We start from the raw sequence: 14,011 nt of genomic DNA, 5'->3' as shown, positions 1-14,011 counted from the left end.
ACATAATCTCCACATATGAACGAAATCTCCATCGACTCGGCAGACTGGCAGTTGCTGGCCTTGCTCCAGCAAGATGCTTCACGCAGCAACCAGGCACTGGCGGACGCCGCGGGCATGTCACCGGCCACATGTCTGCGGCGGGTGAAACGGCTGGTCGAATCCGGCGTCGTCAGCCGGCAGGTGGCGCTGCTCGACAGCGACCGATTGGCACCTTTGCTGGGTCACGGACTGAGCGTGATCGTCGAAGTGACGCTGGACCGGCAGGACACCGAGCGGCTGGACGCCTTCGAACTGCGCGCCGGAGCGGAATCGGCGGTGCAACAGTGCTACAGGGTATCGCCCGGGCCTGACTTCATCCTGATCCTGCGCTGCCGCGACATGCCCGACTACCAGGAATTGGCACGGCGCCTGTTCCATGCCGACGCCAACGTGCGCAACGTCAAGGCCTTCTTCAGCGTGAAACGGTCGAAGTTCGACCCGGCCCTGCCGCTCAAGGCCTACTGAAAACCGGCTTTCAGGGCGGGCAGGTCGCGCAACAGGGCGTCGCGTGCGCGCAGGCCTGACGACGGCGATTCGAGCCGTTCGTCCTGCGCCAGCCGGGCGAACACCAGGTGCCGCCCGCTTCCGAGCGTCCAGCCGACGAACCATCCGTAGGCTCGGGCTTCGTCGAAGCTGCCGTCCGGCCGGCGTGGAAAGGCCGAACCGGTCTTGCCCTGCACTTGTGTGCCGTCCGGAGCATGGAAGGTTTCGACGATGCTCAGGGTGCGCTCAGTCGCCGAGGCGCTCACCGGCAACTGCCGGTTGACCAGCTTGCGCAGAAACACGACCTGCTCCAGCGGAGAGATCTTCAGCGACGACATGATCCAGGCACGGTCCAGGCCATTGTCCTGGCCGGGGTCGCCGGCGAAATCGGCATTGCCGAAACCGAAGCCCTGTGCGTAACGATGCAGGGTCGGTTCACCCAGCGCGTGGGTGATGCGCTGCGAATACCACACCACCGAATACTTCAGCCAGCGCACCGGATCGGTCGGCTGCCGCCAGGGTTCGCCACCCCAGTCGGGGTCGCCGACCCGCATGGTCAGCACCGGCGTGTGGTCGCCGGTCAGGAAACCGGTATCGAAACCGATCACCGCCAACGGAATCTTGAAGGTGGATGCCGGCGTGACGCGGGTACGGCAATCGCCCTGCTCCAGCAGCACACGGCCATCGGAAGCGTCGGCGACGATGGTGCAGATCGTGCCGGCAATCACGGGCACGGAAGACACGGCCGCCAGCAGGGCCGCCACGAAAAACTTGCGCATGATCAACCGAGGGTGAAACTGACGGTGCAACCGGCGTGCGGCGCGGCTTCGGCCGAGATCCTGCCGCCGTGGCGTTCGACGATCTGCCGCGCACCCGCGAGGCCGACGCCCAGGCCTTCGAATTCGGACTGCGGATGCAGCCGCTCGAAGATGCCGAACAGTCCGGAAGCATGGGCCGGATTGAAACCGGCGCCGTTGTCGCGCACCACGAATTCCGGTCGCCCGTCCGCCGTGGTTTGCCAGAAGACCGAAATGCTGGCGTCGGACTTTTTGCGGGTGAACTTGAGTGCGTTGGACAGCAGCCGTTCGAACAGCTGCCGCACCAGCGCCGCATCGCCCTCGCAGGGCGGCCAGTCATCGGCCAGCTGCCAGTCGATATGTCGGCCGCGGGCCTGGACTTCGAGTTCGGCGCGGACCTCTTCGAGCAGGGTGCGAAGGTCGAGCGGCTGGCGCAGCAGCGGTGCACGGGCGATGCGCGATAGCTCGAGCACACCGTCGATCATGCGGCCCAGGTTCTGGGTGGCCTCGTCCATCGCGTCCAGGCAGGACATCGCCTCGCCGTCGCTGCCGAGTTCGCCCAGGCGCTCGCGCAACATGATGCCGAAAGCGCTCATGTGTCGAACCGGCGCGCGCAGATCGTGCGAGATGGCGCGGAACAGGTCGTCCAGGTCGGCACGCGGGTTGCGGCGGTCACGACGCTCGGGCCGATCCGCCGTGACCGGCGAAGATGAGGAATATGGACTCGTGTTCATGGCGCAACGCCTGTGTACCGCATTTGTACTGACTGTTGCACGTTTATTTCGGGGTCTTACGAATTGGGCGCTTCCAGCGCTCGATGGTCACCTGCCGTGAACGGGCCACGGTAAGTGCCGCGGGCGGGGTGTCCTTGCTGACGGTCGAGCCGCCGGCCACGGTGCCGCCGGCCCCGATGGTGACAGGCGCCACCAGCACGCAATTGCTGCCGATGGAAACATCGTCACCGATGACGGTGCGGTGCTTGTTCACACCGTCGTAGTTGGCGGTGATGCTGCCGGCGCCGTAGTTGACGCGGGCACCCACGATGGCGTCGCCGAGGTAGGCCAGGTGGTTGGCCTTGGCACCGGCGGCCAGCGAGCTGTTCTTGACCTCGACGAAATTGCCGATGTGGACGTCGTCGCCCAGCCGCGCACCCGGCCGCAGGCGGGCGAACGGGCCGATGCGGGCGTCGCGGCCCACCTCGATGCCGGCGGACTCGCCCTGGATATGGCTGAAGGGATGCACCACCGTGCCTGCAGCGATCTGCACGTCGGACAGCACGCAATGCGCGCCGATACGCACGCCGTCGCCCAGCGACACACGGCCCTCGAAGATGCAGCCGATATCGATGTCCACGTCCTGGCCGCACAGCAACTGGCCGCGCAGGTCGAAACGTGACGGGTCGGCCAGCCGTACGCCGGCCTCGAGCAGGGCGTCGGCCTGCCGGCGCTGGTAGGCGCGCTCCAGGGCCGCCAGCTGGGCCGGGCTGTTGACGCCGGCGACTTCGATCAGGTCGGGTGTCGCCACCGCCACCACCGGCACGCCGTCCGACACGGCGAGCGATACCAGGTCGGTCAGGTAGAACTCCTTCTGGGCGTTGTCGTCGGACAGGCGGGCCAGCCAGCCGGCCAGGCGGTCGCCGGGCACGGCCATCACGCCGGTATAGGTTTCGTTGATGGCACGCTGCTCTTCGCTGGCGTCCTTCTGCTCGACGATGGCCTGCACGCTTCCGTCGCCGGCCCGTACGATGCGGCCGTACCCGGTGGGGTCTTCCAGCACCACGGTGAGCAAGGCCAGCGCGCCCCCGGCAGCCGCGTCAGCCAGGGAGCGAAGGGTGTCCACGGCGATCAGCGGTACGTCGCCGTTGAGCACCAGCACCGTGCCGTCGCCGGCCAGTTGCGGTGCGGCATGTCGCACCGCGTCTCCGGTGCCGCGCTGGGGAATCTGGCGGGCAAAACCCAGGCGGCCGGCCAGCGCATCCGGTGCGGGTGCGGCTTCCACTGCATCGGCACCGTGGCCCGTGACCACCACCACCCGTCGCGCACCCAGGTCTGCCACGGTGTCGAGTACGTGGCGCAGCATGGCGCGGCCGGCAAGGCGATGTAACACTTTCGGATGCGCACTTTTCATCCGCGTACCCTTGCCAGCGGCCATGACCACCACATCCAACATGCCGTTCACACCCATCACAACTCCTAGATTTCATTCACGCGCAAAGCAGCGCCCCTGGCGCAGGATTATCGGGGTGGCCGCCGCAGCCCTTGTTCTGCAGGCGTGCAGCGCGGTGAAGCTCGGCTACCAGACGCTGCCGGAAGTGAGTTACTGGTGGCTGGACGGCTATGTGGACTTCAGCGCAGCGCAAAAAGAACGGGTGAAGGACGACCTGGCAGCGCTGCAGTCCTGGCATCGCAAGGCAGAATTGCCGCAGATCGCCAACCTGCTCGACCAGATGAGCCTGATGGCGGTGAAGGACGTGACGGCCGACCAGATCTGCGGTTTGGTCGATTCGGTGCGCAACCGGCTGCGCGCGGTGGGTTCGCAGGCCGAGCCGTCTGCGGCCACCCTGGCACTAACATTGACCTCCGATCAGTTGGCCGGATTGCGCAAGCGCTACGACAAGAACAACGCGGACTACCGCAAGGAATGGCTGGACATGTCGCCGGCCAAACGCGACGAGAAACGCTACAAAAAAATCGTCGACTACGCCGAAAACCTGTACGGCAAGCTGGACGCGCCGCAGCGCGACAGCATCCGCAAATATGTGAACAACGGCGGCTTCGATCCTGTGTACGACAACGAGCGGCGTCTACGCCAGCAACGCGAAGTGCTGCGAACCCTTGAAAAATTGCAGGCCACGCCCGACACCTCGCTGTCAGACGCCCGCAAGGCCATCGGCGCCCTGATCGACAATGGCTTCGACGCATCCGACGCCGCAGGAAGAGCCCATCAGCAGCAAGTGCGGCGCGCAGGCTGCGAAACCATGGCCGAGGTGCAGAACAGCACCAACGATACGCAGCGCGCGCATGCGGTGAAGCGGCTTCAGCAATATCGGCAGAGCGCAGTGGAGTTGGCCGAGAAATCCTGATGCGGCAATGAAAAGGGCTGCCGAGGCAGCCCTTTTTTTGGACGGATGGCGTGGATCAGGCCGCCGGCGCGGGTGCCACCGGGTTATGTACCGTGCGGTTTTCGCCCATGCCCACCGGTTTACCGGACACGGCGGAGGCGGCCATGGCCAGCATGCGCACCATGCGGCTGGAGTTGGAATCCCAATATTCGGCGTCGTCCACATCGACCCGCAGCAGGGCCAGCGACGGGTCGTCCTTGCCTTCGGGGAACCAGGGCTTGGCCGCTGCGGACCAGAGTTCCTCGACCTTTGCGCGGTCGAAGATCAGGGTGGAACTTCCGCTGATCGACACGTATTTGGCATCGGATGGATCGGCGAAGGCCAAATTGACCTTGCCGGCCGGTGCTTCCTTGTCACCGGACGGCTTGGTGAAGAACCAGATGGCACCGTTGGCATCCACCTCCAGCGGCATCATCGGCCGGCTGGTCAGCACGCCGTGGCTGTCGGGAGTGGTGAGCATGCCCGGGCCGATGCCCTTGATGAGATCGACGATCTTCTGCATGCCTTCGGAAGTTTGCGCGACTGTCTTCATGAAGTCCTCGATTTCTGCTGGGTCTGGAAAGCGTGGGAGTCCGGCACCATGTCGGTGGCGGCGCTGGGGCCCGTGCGGCCGTACTGGTATTCGGACGAACCCTGCTGCTGCTGCTGGCGGTTGAGCCAGAAGCGCGCGGGTTGCTGCTGCCGCTGCGGAAAACGCTTGCGAGCCGCCTGTGCCGAGGTCAGTGAATGGATGGACATGCTTGTCTCTCGACTGGTTTTTATTCGCCTTTCGGCGCGAACCAACAGCATAGAAACGCGCGATGGCCAGGGGTGTCATCTGGTTTGGCCGACGTCTGTCAGCGCTTGCCTACATGTGCCTGCGGCCGGTCAGATGAGCGGCGTCTTCCGGATCGGCCGCTGGTAGTAGTCGGCCACCATTTCGAGGCCCCGCGGGTCGTGCATCACCAGCCGGCCGCCGTCCAGCGAATGCATGCCCATGCGGCCGAGCCGCCGCAGTGTCTTGTTGGTGTGCACCAGCGAAAGCCCCAGCGCGTCGGCGATGTGCTGCTGGCTGAACGGAAATGCGATGCTGCCCTGCTGCGCCAGTCCGACCCGCTCGGCCCGGCGATACAGGTGAACCAGCAGCATGGCGACACGTTCGAGCGCGGTACGCCGACCGGTGGTGAGCAGTCCTTCGTCTACCAGGCTTTCCTCGCGCGCCGCCAGCCAGGTCACGTCGTAGCCCAGCTGCGGATCGTCGCGGAACATCTGCCACAGGCCGTCGCGCGGAAACACGCACAGCGTGACATCGGTCAGCGCCTCGACGCCCGGCGTGGCGCCATCGGCGAACTCTTCCTGGAGGCCGATGAAGTCGCCCGGCACCAGGAAATTGAGGATCTGGCGACGGCTGTCCGACAGCGTCTTATAGCGAAACGCCCAGCCCCCGTAGAGAGTGAACAGGCGGGTGCTCGACTTGTGTTCCGCAATGATCTGGCGACCGGCCGCCAGCTCGATGGCGCTCTCGCGGAAGCTCTGGATGTAGTCGAGCTTCTGCTCCGAAAAATCGACGAACGCATCGGTCTGGCGCAGTTCGCAGCGCCTGCAGGCCGGCGGGCACCCGGGAGGATCGGTGAGGGCTTTCAAGGTGCCGCATTTTAAGAGTCGCAGGCATGTCTTTTGACATTGGAGGTTTGGCAGCGGCTTCCTAAACTGCGCCGCCCTTGATCCGACGCCATGCCTGTTTCATTCGCTCTTCTCGCTGTCTCCCAACTCAGCCCCGGCACCTCGGTCAAGGCCGTATCGGCCATGTTCGCCCGTGCCCGGCAGCATGCCGTCGCCCATGGCGTGACCGGCCTGATGGCGTTCGACGGCGCCGGCTTCTGCCACTACATCGAAGGTGAACACCGCGCGGTGCTGACCTGCATCGACCACTTCAAGTCGGACCTGCGTCTGGAAGCCTTCGAAGTGATGCAACACGGGCGATGCGACGAACGCCGCTTCCGCAACTTCCTCAGCGGCTACGCATACGGCGATGGGCCGCCAACCAGCGAAGTGCTACGTGCGCTGGACGCCGACGCCGCGATTCAAGCCTTCCTGTCCCTGACCCCAGGCTTCGACCTGGAGCGCTAGTCGGCGGCGCAAGGTCTGCACCGCGCCGACCAGCGGCACGGCTTCGGCGTAGACGGCGACCATTGCCGGCTCGCCCGGCCGACCGGCAGCTTCGAGCACCAGGCGCTGGCGCGGCGCGACCCGCATCGCCGTGCCGACATCCAGGAACCAGTCGCCGCCCTCGCCGTCGACCGTGATCCAGACCCTGCCCTGCTGCACGCTCAAGACGGTCGCCCGGTCAAAACGCCAGGTGATCGCAGTCCCGGCGTCGAGGCGGGATTGTTGCAAATTGGGTACGAATGGTGGACGCATGGCGGTCTCGGAGGGGTGTGCGGGATATGCTGATCATCCCCGGCGGCCTGGGCGGGCGACCATGATTTAGAGCCCGCCCACTGATTCCATTCACGCATGAATGAACGGACCGCCGCGATTTTTAAATCTTTTCCGCTGCAAACCATGGCCGTCGCCCGATCCGCCTTGCGCACCCGCCCCATCGCCGCCGGAAACCTGCGGGCTTTCGAGGCGGTGGCACGCCATCTCAACTTCCGGATGGCGGCCGAAGAACTGGCGCTGACCCAATCGGCGGTAAGCCGGCAGATCCAGGCGCTGGAAGACGATGTGGGCCTGGTGCTTTTCCTGCGCCATACCCGCGCGGTCGAACTGACCAGCGCCGGCGCGCGATTGCTGAGGGTGGTGACGTCGGGTCTGTATGCCATCGACACCACGGTGCGGCAACTGCGCAACGAAAGCGGCCGGCGCACCGTGTCGGTCAGCACCTGGGCGTCGTTCGCCTCGCTGTGGCTCATCCCTCGGCTGGAGGCTTTTCAGCGCAGCCATCCGGATATCGACATCCGCATCGACGCCACCGATACCTCGGTAGACCTGGAAACATCCGATGTCGATCTGGCCCTGCGTTACTGCCCGCCGTCGCGGGTGAATTCGCGCGCCGAACGGCTGTTCGGGGAGTCGCTGGCGGTGGTGGCCAGTCCCTGGCTGCTGAAGTCGGCGCCGCCGCTGCGGGTGCCGAACGACCTGAACGCCTTCACCCTGATCGAGGCCGGAGACCTGCACCATTCGCCGCAGATGGCCACGCTCAGCTGGCAGCGCTGGTTTCTGGCGCAGGACACCCAGATCGAGCCGCGCCGTTGGCTGTACTTCAACTACGCGTCGCAGATCGCCCAGGCGGCGCTGGCCGGGCAGGGTGTGGCGCTGGCCCGGCTGCCGCTGGTGGCAGACAGCCTGGCCGCCGGCGACCTGGTCGAAGCCCTGCCCGACCGGAGACTGGATTCGTCGCTTGCCTACTGGCTGCTGATCGGCCCGCGCAGTGCGCAGCGGCCGGAAGTGCAGGCCTTCTGCGACTGGCTGCGCGCCGAAGCCCGCCTGACACGCAACACCATCGGCGACCAGCCGGACCCCGACATGGAGGACGGGCTGGATTGACGACTGAGGACCGACTACCGACCTTCAGCCCAGCATCACGCGGGCGAACTTGCGTTTGCCGACCTGCACCACGTAGCTGCCGGCTTCGAGCTTCAGGCCCTTATCGCTGATCACCACCGAATCGATCCGCACGCCGCCGCCGTCCAGCAGGCGGTTGGCCTCGGATGTCGAAGGCGCCAGGCCGGCCTGCTTGAGCAACTGCCCGATGCCCAGCGGCGCGCCAGACAGGCTCACCTCGGGGATTTCATCCGGCACGCCGCCCTTGCTGCGCTGCTGGAAATCGAGTTCCGCCGCATCGGCCGCGGCCGCGCTGTGGAAACGTGTGGTCAGCTCGCGGGCCAGTGCCACCTTGGCGTCCTTGGGGTTGCGACCTGCCGCGATCTCGGCCTTGAGGGCGTCGATCTCGGCGATGGACCTGAAGCTCAGCAGCAGGTACCAGCGCCACATCAGGGTGTCGGAGATGGACAGCACCTTGGCGAACATGGTGTTGGGCTCTTCCGAGATGCCGATGTAGTTGTTCTTGCTCTTGGACATCTTGTCGACGCCGTCCAGGCCTTCGAGCAGCGGCATCGTCAGCACGCATTGCGGTTCCTGGCCGTACTCGGCCTGGAGATGGCGGCCCATCAGCAGGTTGAACTTCTGGTCGGTGCCGCCGAGTTCCAGGTCGGCCTTGAGCGCCACCGAGTCGTAGCCCTGCATCAGCGGGTAGAGGAACTCGTGCACCGCGATCGACTGGCCGGTGGTGTAGCGCTTGTGGAAGTCTTCCCGTTCCATCATGCGGGCCACGTTGTAGCGTGAAGCCAGCTGGATCATGCCGCGCGCGCCCAGCGCATCGCACCATTCGCTGTTGTAGCGGACCTCGGTGCGCGCGGGATCCAGCACCAGGCTGGCCTGGCGGTAATAGGTTTCGGCGTTGGACTCGATCTGTTCGCGTGTCAGCGGCGGACGGGTGCTGTTGCGGCCGGACGGATCGCCGATGGTGCTGGTGAAATCGCCGATCAGGAAGATCACGTTGTGCCCCAGGTCCTGCAACTGACGCATCTTGTTGAGCACCACCGTGTGTCCGAAATGGATGTCCGGCGCGGTCGGGTCCAGCCCCAGCTTGATGCGCAACGGCACCCCGGTGGTTTCCGAGCGCTGAAGTTTCTGCACCCACTCGGCGCGCGGAAGCAGTTCGTCGGCGCCGCGCAGCGAGATTTCGAGCGCTCGTCCTACACCATCCGAGACGGTGTCCTGTGTAACAGAAGGTTGATTCATAAGGGTTTTTTCGGACGTCTCAAAAGTGAGCGCCGCTATACTTCGCCGCAGCCGGCTCTCCCGCATTTTAAGTGGCCCGGTTTTTGCGCCCGGATTTTTTGCCGAGGACGGCAAAGAACACCTCCTCTTCGCTCACCGTAACACCGCAGGCCACCATGCGCCGCGGCCGGTGCATCAGCGGTTTCACTCGGGGACAGCTCCTTTGAACAACGGTTTTCAGGCCGTCGCGCATGCAGTGTTGCAGCGCGTCGCCAACGGCATCCAGCAACATCCACGGCGCATCGGCGCTGCTCTCGGCACCCTGCTCTTGTGCGGCGGAGGCGGCGCGTTCGCCGTCGCCAACTACGCACCCGATCCGTCCGACCTGCCTGTCAGACAGATCCTGCATTCGGTCCAGCCGCTCGCTTTCAACGGCGACCTCGCCGAAGTAGAGCGGCCGCCGATGCGGCTGTATCGCAGCGAAACCACCCGCAGCAGCGATTCGGCCGAAGCGCTGCTGCGCCGGCTGGGCATTGTCGATGCTGCCGCCGCCGCCTACCTGCGCAACGATCCGCAAGCCCGCCAGGCCTTGTTCGGCCGGTCGGGCCGCCTGGTTTCTGCCGAGGCATCGGACACCAACAGCCTGCTGCGCCTGACCGTGCGCTGGGGCGGCGACGATGCCCAGCAGGTCCAGAAACTGGTGATCGAGAAAACCGGGAAGGCCGACAAGGGTTTCACCACCAGCATCGCCACGGTGCCGACCACGGTTTCCAGCCGGCTGGCCAGCGCCACCATCAACAGTTCCCTGCTGGCCGCCACCGACGAATCCGGCATTCCGGAAAGCGTGGCCAACCAGGTCGCGGAAATCTTCTCGAACGACATCGATTTCCGCCGTCACCTGCGCAAGGGCGACCGTTTTTCGGTCATCTACGAGACCATCGAAGCCGAAGGCGAAGTGATTCGTGCAGGCCGCGTGCTCAGCACCGAGTTCGTCAACGACGGCCGCGCCTATGCCGCACTGTGGTACGAACCCAAGGGCCAGAAGGGCACCTACTTCAGCATGGACGGCAAGAGCGCCAATCGAGCCTACCTGAGCGCACCGCTGGAGTTCAGCCGGGTTTCCAGCGGTTTCTCCAACCGTTTCCACCCCATCCTGCAGCAGTGGCGCATGCATCTTGGCACCGATTTCGCGGCGCCCAGCGGGACACCGGTGCGAGCCGTCGGCGATGGTGTGATCGACTTCGCCGGCCAGCAGAACGGCTACGGCAACGTGGTCATGATCAAACACCGCGGCAACGACATGACGGTCTATGCGCACCTGAGCAAGATCAACGTCACCCGCGGCCAGAAGGTTTCGCAGGGCCAGAACGTCGGCCTGGTCGGCCAGACCGGCTGGGCGACCGGCCCGCATCTGCATTTCGAATTCCGGGTAGGCGGCGTGCAGAAGGACCCGATGGTGATGGCTCGCCAGAGCGAAGCGGTCGAACTCGGTGCGGCCGACAAGCCGGCATTCGGCAAGCTGGCCGCCGCCACCCGCATGCAGCTCGAAGCCGGGCTGCAGTCGGTCGCCATCGCCAACTGATCCTTCGTGCCCGGCAGCTGTTATATCGGGCTGATGTCGGGCACCTCGCTCGACGGCGTGGACGGTGTGCTGTGCGACCTTTCCGCCGGCAGACCGCCCCGCGTATTGGCTTTCGACAGCGCGCCCATGCCTGCCGGACTCAAGGCCGAGCTGTTCGCCCTGAACACGCCCGGCGACAACGAACTGCACCGTGCGGCATTGGCCGGCAACGCGTTGTCCCGCCTGTATGCGCAGGTCGTCGAATCCCTGCTGGCGTCTGGCGCTGCGGCCCGTGCCGATGTCGTCGCCATCGGCGCACACGGCCAGACAGTGCGCCACCAGCCACAAGGATTCGACGGCACCGGCTACACCCTTCAATTGCAGAACCCCGCGCTACTGGCCGAATGGACAGGCATCGACGTGGTGGCCGACTTCCGCAGCCGTGACGTGGCCGCTGGCGGCCAGGGCGCTCCGCTGGTTCCGGCCTTTCACCAGAAATGGTTCGGCCACGGCCGAAGCGATGTTGCACTGCTGAACCTGGGCGGCATCGCCAACCTGAGCCTGCTGCCGGCGCACGGCGGACCATCGGGGTTCGATTGCGGCCCGGCCAATGCGTTGCTGGATTTCTGGTGCCAGCGACACACCGGGCGGGATTACGACGCAGGCGGTGTGTGGGGAGCGTCGGGTCGTGTGAACCAGGCGCTGCTCCGGGCACTCCTGGACGAACCGTTCTTCGCACTGTCGCCACCCAAGAGCACAGGGCGCGACCTGTTCAACCCCGCGTGGCTCGACGCGCGGCTTGCCGGGTTCGGCGACCTCACGCCGGCCGACGTGCAGGCCACGCTGGCGGCACTGACGGTCACCACCGCCGGCCAGGCATTGCTGGCGACCGCGCCCGGCACGCGCACGCTGTATGTGTGCGGGGGTGGTGCGCTCAACGAAGCCCTCATGCGCGGCCTGGCCGACGCCTTGCCTGGCATCGAGGTCACCTCCAGCGAAGACGCCGGCCTGCCGCCGCTGCAGGTCGAGGCCACCGCCTTCGCCTGGCTGGCGCAGCGCTGCATCGAACGCCTGCCGGGCAACCTGCCGGCAGCGACCGGCGCACACGGCCCGAGGGTATTGGGCGCCGTCTATCCGGCCTGATCAGGCGCGGTCGACGGTGTCGGCATCGACCGCCTTCACCTCTGCGGATGTCGCAGCGGTTTCCGGCTCCAGCTGCCAGAAGATCCACGCCGAGGCCATCGTGATCAGTCCCATCGTCGCAAAGGTGGCGTGGAACGCTTCAAGCGTGCCGCTGCCGTATCGCTGGGTAAAACCCGCCAGCACGGCCCCGGCACAGGCGACACCCATGCCCATGGCCAGCATCTGCACCATCGACAACAGGCTGCTGCCACTGCCGGCCAGGGGGCCTTCCATATCTTTCAGGGTGACGGTGTTCATGGCGGTGAACTGCATCGAGTTGACCGCACCGAAAAACGCGAATTGCACCAGGCGCAGCCACACGGGCTGGTCCGGGCCGATGAATGCATACGACACCATCGACAGCCCCACCGCCACCGTGTTGCCGACCAGGACCTTGCGGTAACCCCAATGTTCGATGAAACGTGCGGCGACTGGTTTCATCGCCATGCCGGCAAGAGCGGCGGGCAGCAGCATCATGCCGGCGTGAAGCGGCGAAAAACCCAGCCCGACCTGCAGCAGCAACGGCACCATGAACGGCATGGAACTGCTGCCGACCCGGGCGAACAGATTGCCTAGCAAACCGACGCGCAACGACTGTACCGAGAACAGCGCCGGCGAAAACAAGGGATCCGGCCGGCGCAGTGCATGCAGCCAGTAGGCAGCCAGGCTGGCCAGTCCGAACACCAGCAACAGCACCACGGTGACCTGCGGCAGACCCAGTTCGGTCACACCGTCGAGCGAAAGCGAAACCGCCACCATGCCGAACGCCAGCCAGAAGTAGCCGACCAGATCGAAGCGGCCCGGCTTCGACGCCCGACCGTCCGGCATGATCATCAGCGTGGCGATACAGCCGACAAGGCCGACCGGCAGGTTGATCAGGAAGATCCAGTGCCAGCTGGTGTACTGCACCAGCCAGCCGCCCAGCGTGGGCCCCAGCAGCGGCCCCACCAACCCGGGAATGGCCACGAAACTCATGGCCTGCAGGAACTGCGACCGGGGCACACCACGCAGCACGGCCGCCCGACCTACCGGCAACAGAAGCGCACCGCCCAGCCCCTGCAACACCCGCGAGGCGACCAATTCACCCAGATTGCGCGAGAACGCGCAGCACAACGATCCCAGGGCGAAGGTCAGGATGGCGCAGAAAAACACCCGCCGGGTGCCGAATCGGTCCGAGATCCAGCCGGAAGCCGGTATCAGCATGGCCATCGCCAGCGAATAAGCCACCACCACCGACTGCATGCGCAGCGGGCTTTCGCCAAGGCTGCGCGCCATCGAAGGCAGCGCGGTGTTGACGATGGTGGTGTCCAGCGTCTGCATGAAGAACCCGGCGGCCACCAGCCACAGCAGCGGTTTGTAGCTGCGGGCGACGGCGGTGGAGGCCGTGGGGGCCTTGGAAAGCGGATTGCTGGTATCGGGCTGCATGGCGAGGCAACGAAAAGGCCGCCTCGCGGCGGCCAGTAAACCCACAAACAATAAACGCCCCGAAGGGCGTCGACAAGATCAGGCCGAGAACGAAGATCCGCAGCCGCAGGTGGAGGTTGCGTTCGGATTCTTGATGACGAACTGGGCGCCCTGGAGATCTTCCTTGTAGTCGATTTCGGCACCGATGAGGTATTGGTAGCTCATGGCGTCGATCAGCAGCGACACACCATTCTTGGTCATGGTGGTGTCGTCTTCGTTGGTCACTTCATCGAAGGTGAAGCCGTACTGGAAACCGGAGCAGCCGCCGCCCTGCACGAACACTCGCAGCTTCAGGTCGGGGTTGCCTTCTTCGGCGATCAGGTCCGCCACCTTGGCCGCGGCGCTGTCGGTGAACAGGATCGGCTCGGGCATGGCCGGAGCGGAAATGGTGTCGGGGGAGATGGCTTCGGCAACAGCGCTCATGTGGGGACTCCGTGGGGATGTGCGATTCGCAAGGGGGACATGCTAGCAAGATTGGCGATTTCAAGCTGAGCGTTACACGATGGCCGCCCGGCCGCCAGGGCGATGCCGGCGCGCGTCACGGCAACTCATAAATGCAAAAACCGCCACGAGGGCGGTTTTTGCAACAATGTTCGAAGA

At 65.4% G+C, this 14,011-nt stretch carries 16 protein-coding genes; 6 read left to right on the top strand and 10 right to left on the bottom strand.

Features of this window, described 5'->3' with window-relative positions; translation table 11 throughout:
• Positions 1-15: 15 nt before the first annotated feature.
• Positions 16-504 carry an Lrp/AsnC family transcriptional regulator gene (locus tag AC3ANW_RS01840; RefSeq protein ID WP_488343507.1) on the top strand — a complete coding sequence of 163 codons (489 nt, stop codon included), beginning with the start codon at positions 16-18 and terminating at the stop codon, positions 502-504.
• On the opposite strand, the gene blaOXA is transcribed toward AC3ANW_RS01840, so the two are convergent.
• The 3 genes from blaOXA to glmU are packed head-to-tail and all read right to left on the bottom strand — an operon-like array spanning position 498 to position 3,488.
• A complete protein-coding gene (gene blaOXA / locus AC3ANW_RS01835) occupies positions 498-1,301 on the bottom strand; it encodes a class D beta-lactamase (protein WP_488343506.1) in 804 nt (267 codons plus the stop codon). The two genes, AC3ANW_RS01840 and blaOXA, sit on opposite strands and share 7 nt — an antisense overlap.
• A gap of 2 nt (positions 1,302-1,303) precedes the next feature.
• On the bottom strand, positions 1,304-2,053 hold the full coding sequence (locus AC3ANW_RS01830) for a sensor histidine kinase (protein WP_488343505.1): 750 nt from the start codon (positions 2,051-2,053) through the stop codon (positions 1,304-1,306).
• 43 nt (positions 2,054-2,096) lie between these two features.
• On the bottom strand, positions 2,097-3,488 hold the full coding sequence (gene glmU, locus AC3ANW_RS01825; protein WP_488345331.1) for a bifunctional UDP-N-acetylglucosamine diphosphorylase/glucosamine-1-phosphate N-acetyltransferase GlmU: 1,392 nt from the start codon (positions 3,486-3,488) through the stop codon (positions 2,097-2,099).
• On the opposite strand from glmU, the gene AC3ANW_RS01820 reads away from it, so the two are divergent.
• A complete protein-coding gene (locus tag AC3ANW_RS01820) occupies positions 3,469-4,401 on the top strand; it encodes a DUF6279 family lipoprotein (RefSeq protein ID WP_488343504.1) in 933 nt (310 codons plus the stop codon). The genes glmU and AC3ANW_RS01820 overlap by 20 nt on opposite strands.
• A 55-nt stretch (positions 4,402-4,456) precedes the next feature.
• Here AC3ANW_RS01820 and AC3ANW_RS01815 read toward each other — a convergent pair whose 3' ends face one another.
• The 3 genes from AC3ANW_RS01815 to AC3ANW_RS01805 all read right to left on the bottom strand — a co-directional run bounded on the left by AC3ANW_RS01815 (position 4,457) and on the right by AC3ANW_RS01805 (position 6,063).
• Positions 4,457-4,972 carry a pyridoxamine 5'-phosphate oxidase family protein gene (locus tag AC3ANW_RS01815; protein ID WP_488343503.1) on the bottom strand — a complete coding sequence of 172 codons (516 nt, stop codon included), beginning with the start codon at positions 4,970-4,972 and terminating at the stop codon, positions 4,457-4,459.
• Entirely contained in the window at positions 4,969-5,178 is a 210-nt protein-coding gene (locus AC3ANW_RS01810; protein ID WP_488343502.1) for a hypothetical protein, read from the bottom strand. Before AC3ANW_RS01810 ends, AC3ANW_RS01815 begins: the two co-directional genes overlap by 4 nt.
• A 129-nt stretch (positions 5,179-5,307) precedes the next feature.
• Positions 5,308-6,063, bottom strand: a complete 756-nt coding sequence (locus AC3ANW_RS01805; RefSeq protein ID WP_488343501.1) for a Crp/Fnr family transcriptional regulator — start codon at positions 6,061-6,063, stop codon at positions 5,308-5,310.
• A 90-nt stretch (positions 6,064-6,153) separates the two neighbouring features.
• Here AC3ANW_RS01805 and AC3ANW_RS01800 point away from each other — a divergent pair, with 90 nt between their 5' ends.
• Complete coding sequence (locus AC3ANW_RS01800) at positions 6,154-6,549, top strand: BLUF domain-containing protein (RefSeq protein ID WP_488343500.1); 396 nt, start codon at positions 6,154-6,156, stop codon at positions 6,547-6,549.
• Here the strand turns inward: AC3ANW_RS01800 and AC3ANW_RS01795 are convergent.
• Positions 6,475-6,840 (bottom strand): DUF2917 domain-containing protein, encoded by a 366-nt coding sequence (locus AC3ANW_RS01795; protein WP_488343499.1) that lies wholly within the window; start codon positions 6,838-6,840, stop codon positions 6,475-6,477. The genes AC3ANW_RS01800 and AC3ANW_RS01795 overlap by 75 nt on opposite strands.
• 144 nt (positions 6,841-6,984) lie before the next feature.
• Here AC3ANW_RS01795 and AC3ANW_RS01790 point away from each other — a divergent pair, with 144 nt between their 5' ends.
• The gene (locus tag AC3ANW_RS01790) at positions 6,985-7,968 is read left to right on the top strand and encodes a LysR substrate-binding domain-containing protein (RefSeq protein ID WP_488343498.1); all 984 of its coding nucleotides are present in this window, start codon (positions 6,985-6,987) and stop codon (positions 7,966-7,968) included.
• Between the two features lie 24 nt (positions 7,969-7,992).
• Here AC3ANW_RS01790 and tyrS read toward each other — a convergent pair whose 3' ends face one another.
• Positions 7,993-9,225, bottom strand: a complete 1,233-nt coding sequence (gene tyrS, locus AC3ANW_RS01785) for a tyrosine--tRNA ligase (protein ID WP_488343497.1) — start codon at positions 9,223-9,225, stop codon at positions 7,993-7,995.
• A gap of 202 nt (positions 9,226-9,427) precedes the next feature.
• Between tyrS and AC3ANW_RS01780 the strand changes: the two genes are divergently transcribed.
• Together AC3ANW_RS01780 and AC3ANW_RS01775 are read left to right on the top strand one after the other, a co-directional pair.
• On the top strand, positions 9,428-10,786 hold the full coding sequence (locus AC3ANW_RS01780) for a peptidoglycan DD-metalloendopeptidase family protein (RefSeq protein ID WP_488343496.1): 1,359 nt from the start codon (positions 9,428-9,430) through the stop codon (positions 10,784-10,786).
• A 6-nt stretch (positions 10,787-10,792) separates the two neighbouring features.
• On the top strand, positions 10,793-11,908 hold the full coding sequence (locus AC3ANW_RS01775) for an anhydro-N-acetylmuramic acid kinase (protein ID WP_488343495.1): 1,116 nt from the start codon (positions 10,793-10,795) through the stop codon (positions 11,906-11,908).
• Here AC3ANW_RS01775 and mdtD read toward each other — a convergent pair whose 3' ends face one another.
• Complete coding sequence (gene mdtD / locus AC3ANW_RS01770) at positions 11,909-13,372, bottom strand: multidrug transporter subunit MdtD (RefSeq protein ID WP_488343494.1); 1,464 nt, start codon at positions 13,370-13,372, stop codon at positions 11,909-11,911. It abuts the gene before it with no gap.
• Positions 13,373-13,450: 78 nt separating this feature from the next.
• Positions 13,451-13,834: an iron-sulfur cluster insertion protein ErpA gene (erpA, locus tag AC3ANW_RS01765; RefSeq protein WP_488343493.1), complete on the bottom strand. Its 384-nt coding sequence runs from the start codon at positions 13,832-13,834 to the stop codon at positions 13,451-13,453.
• Between the last annotated feature and the right edge of the window lie 177 nt (positions 13,835-14,011).

The organism is Xylophilus sp. PBN-3R (genome assembly GCF_057747805.1).
This window is presented reverse-complemented; position numbering and strand designations above follow the sequence as displayed.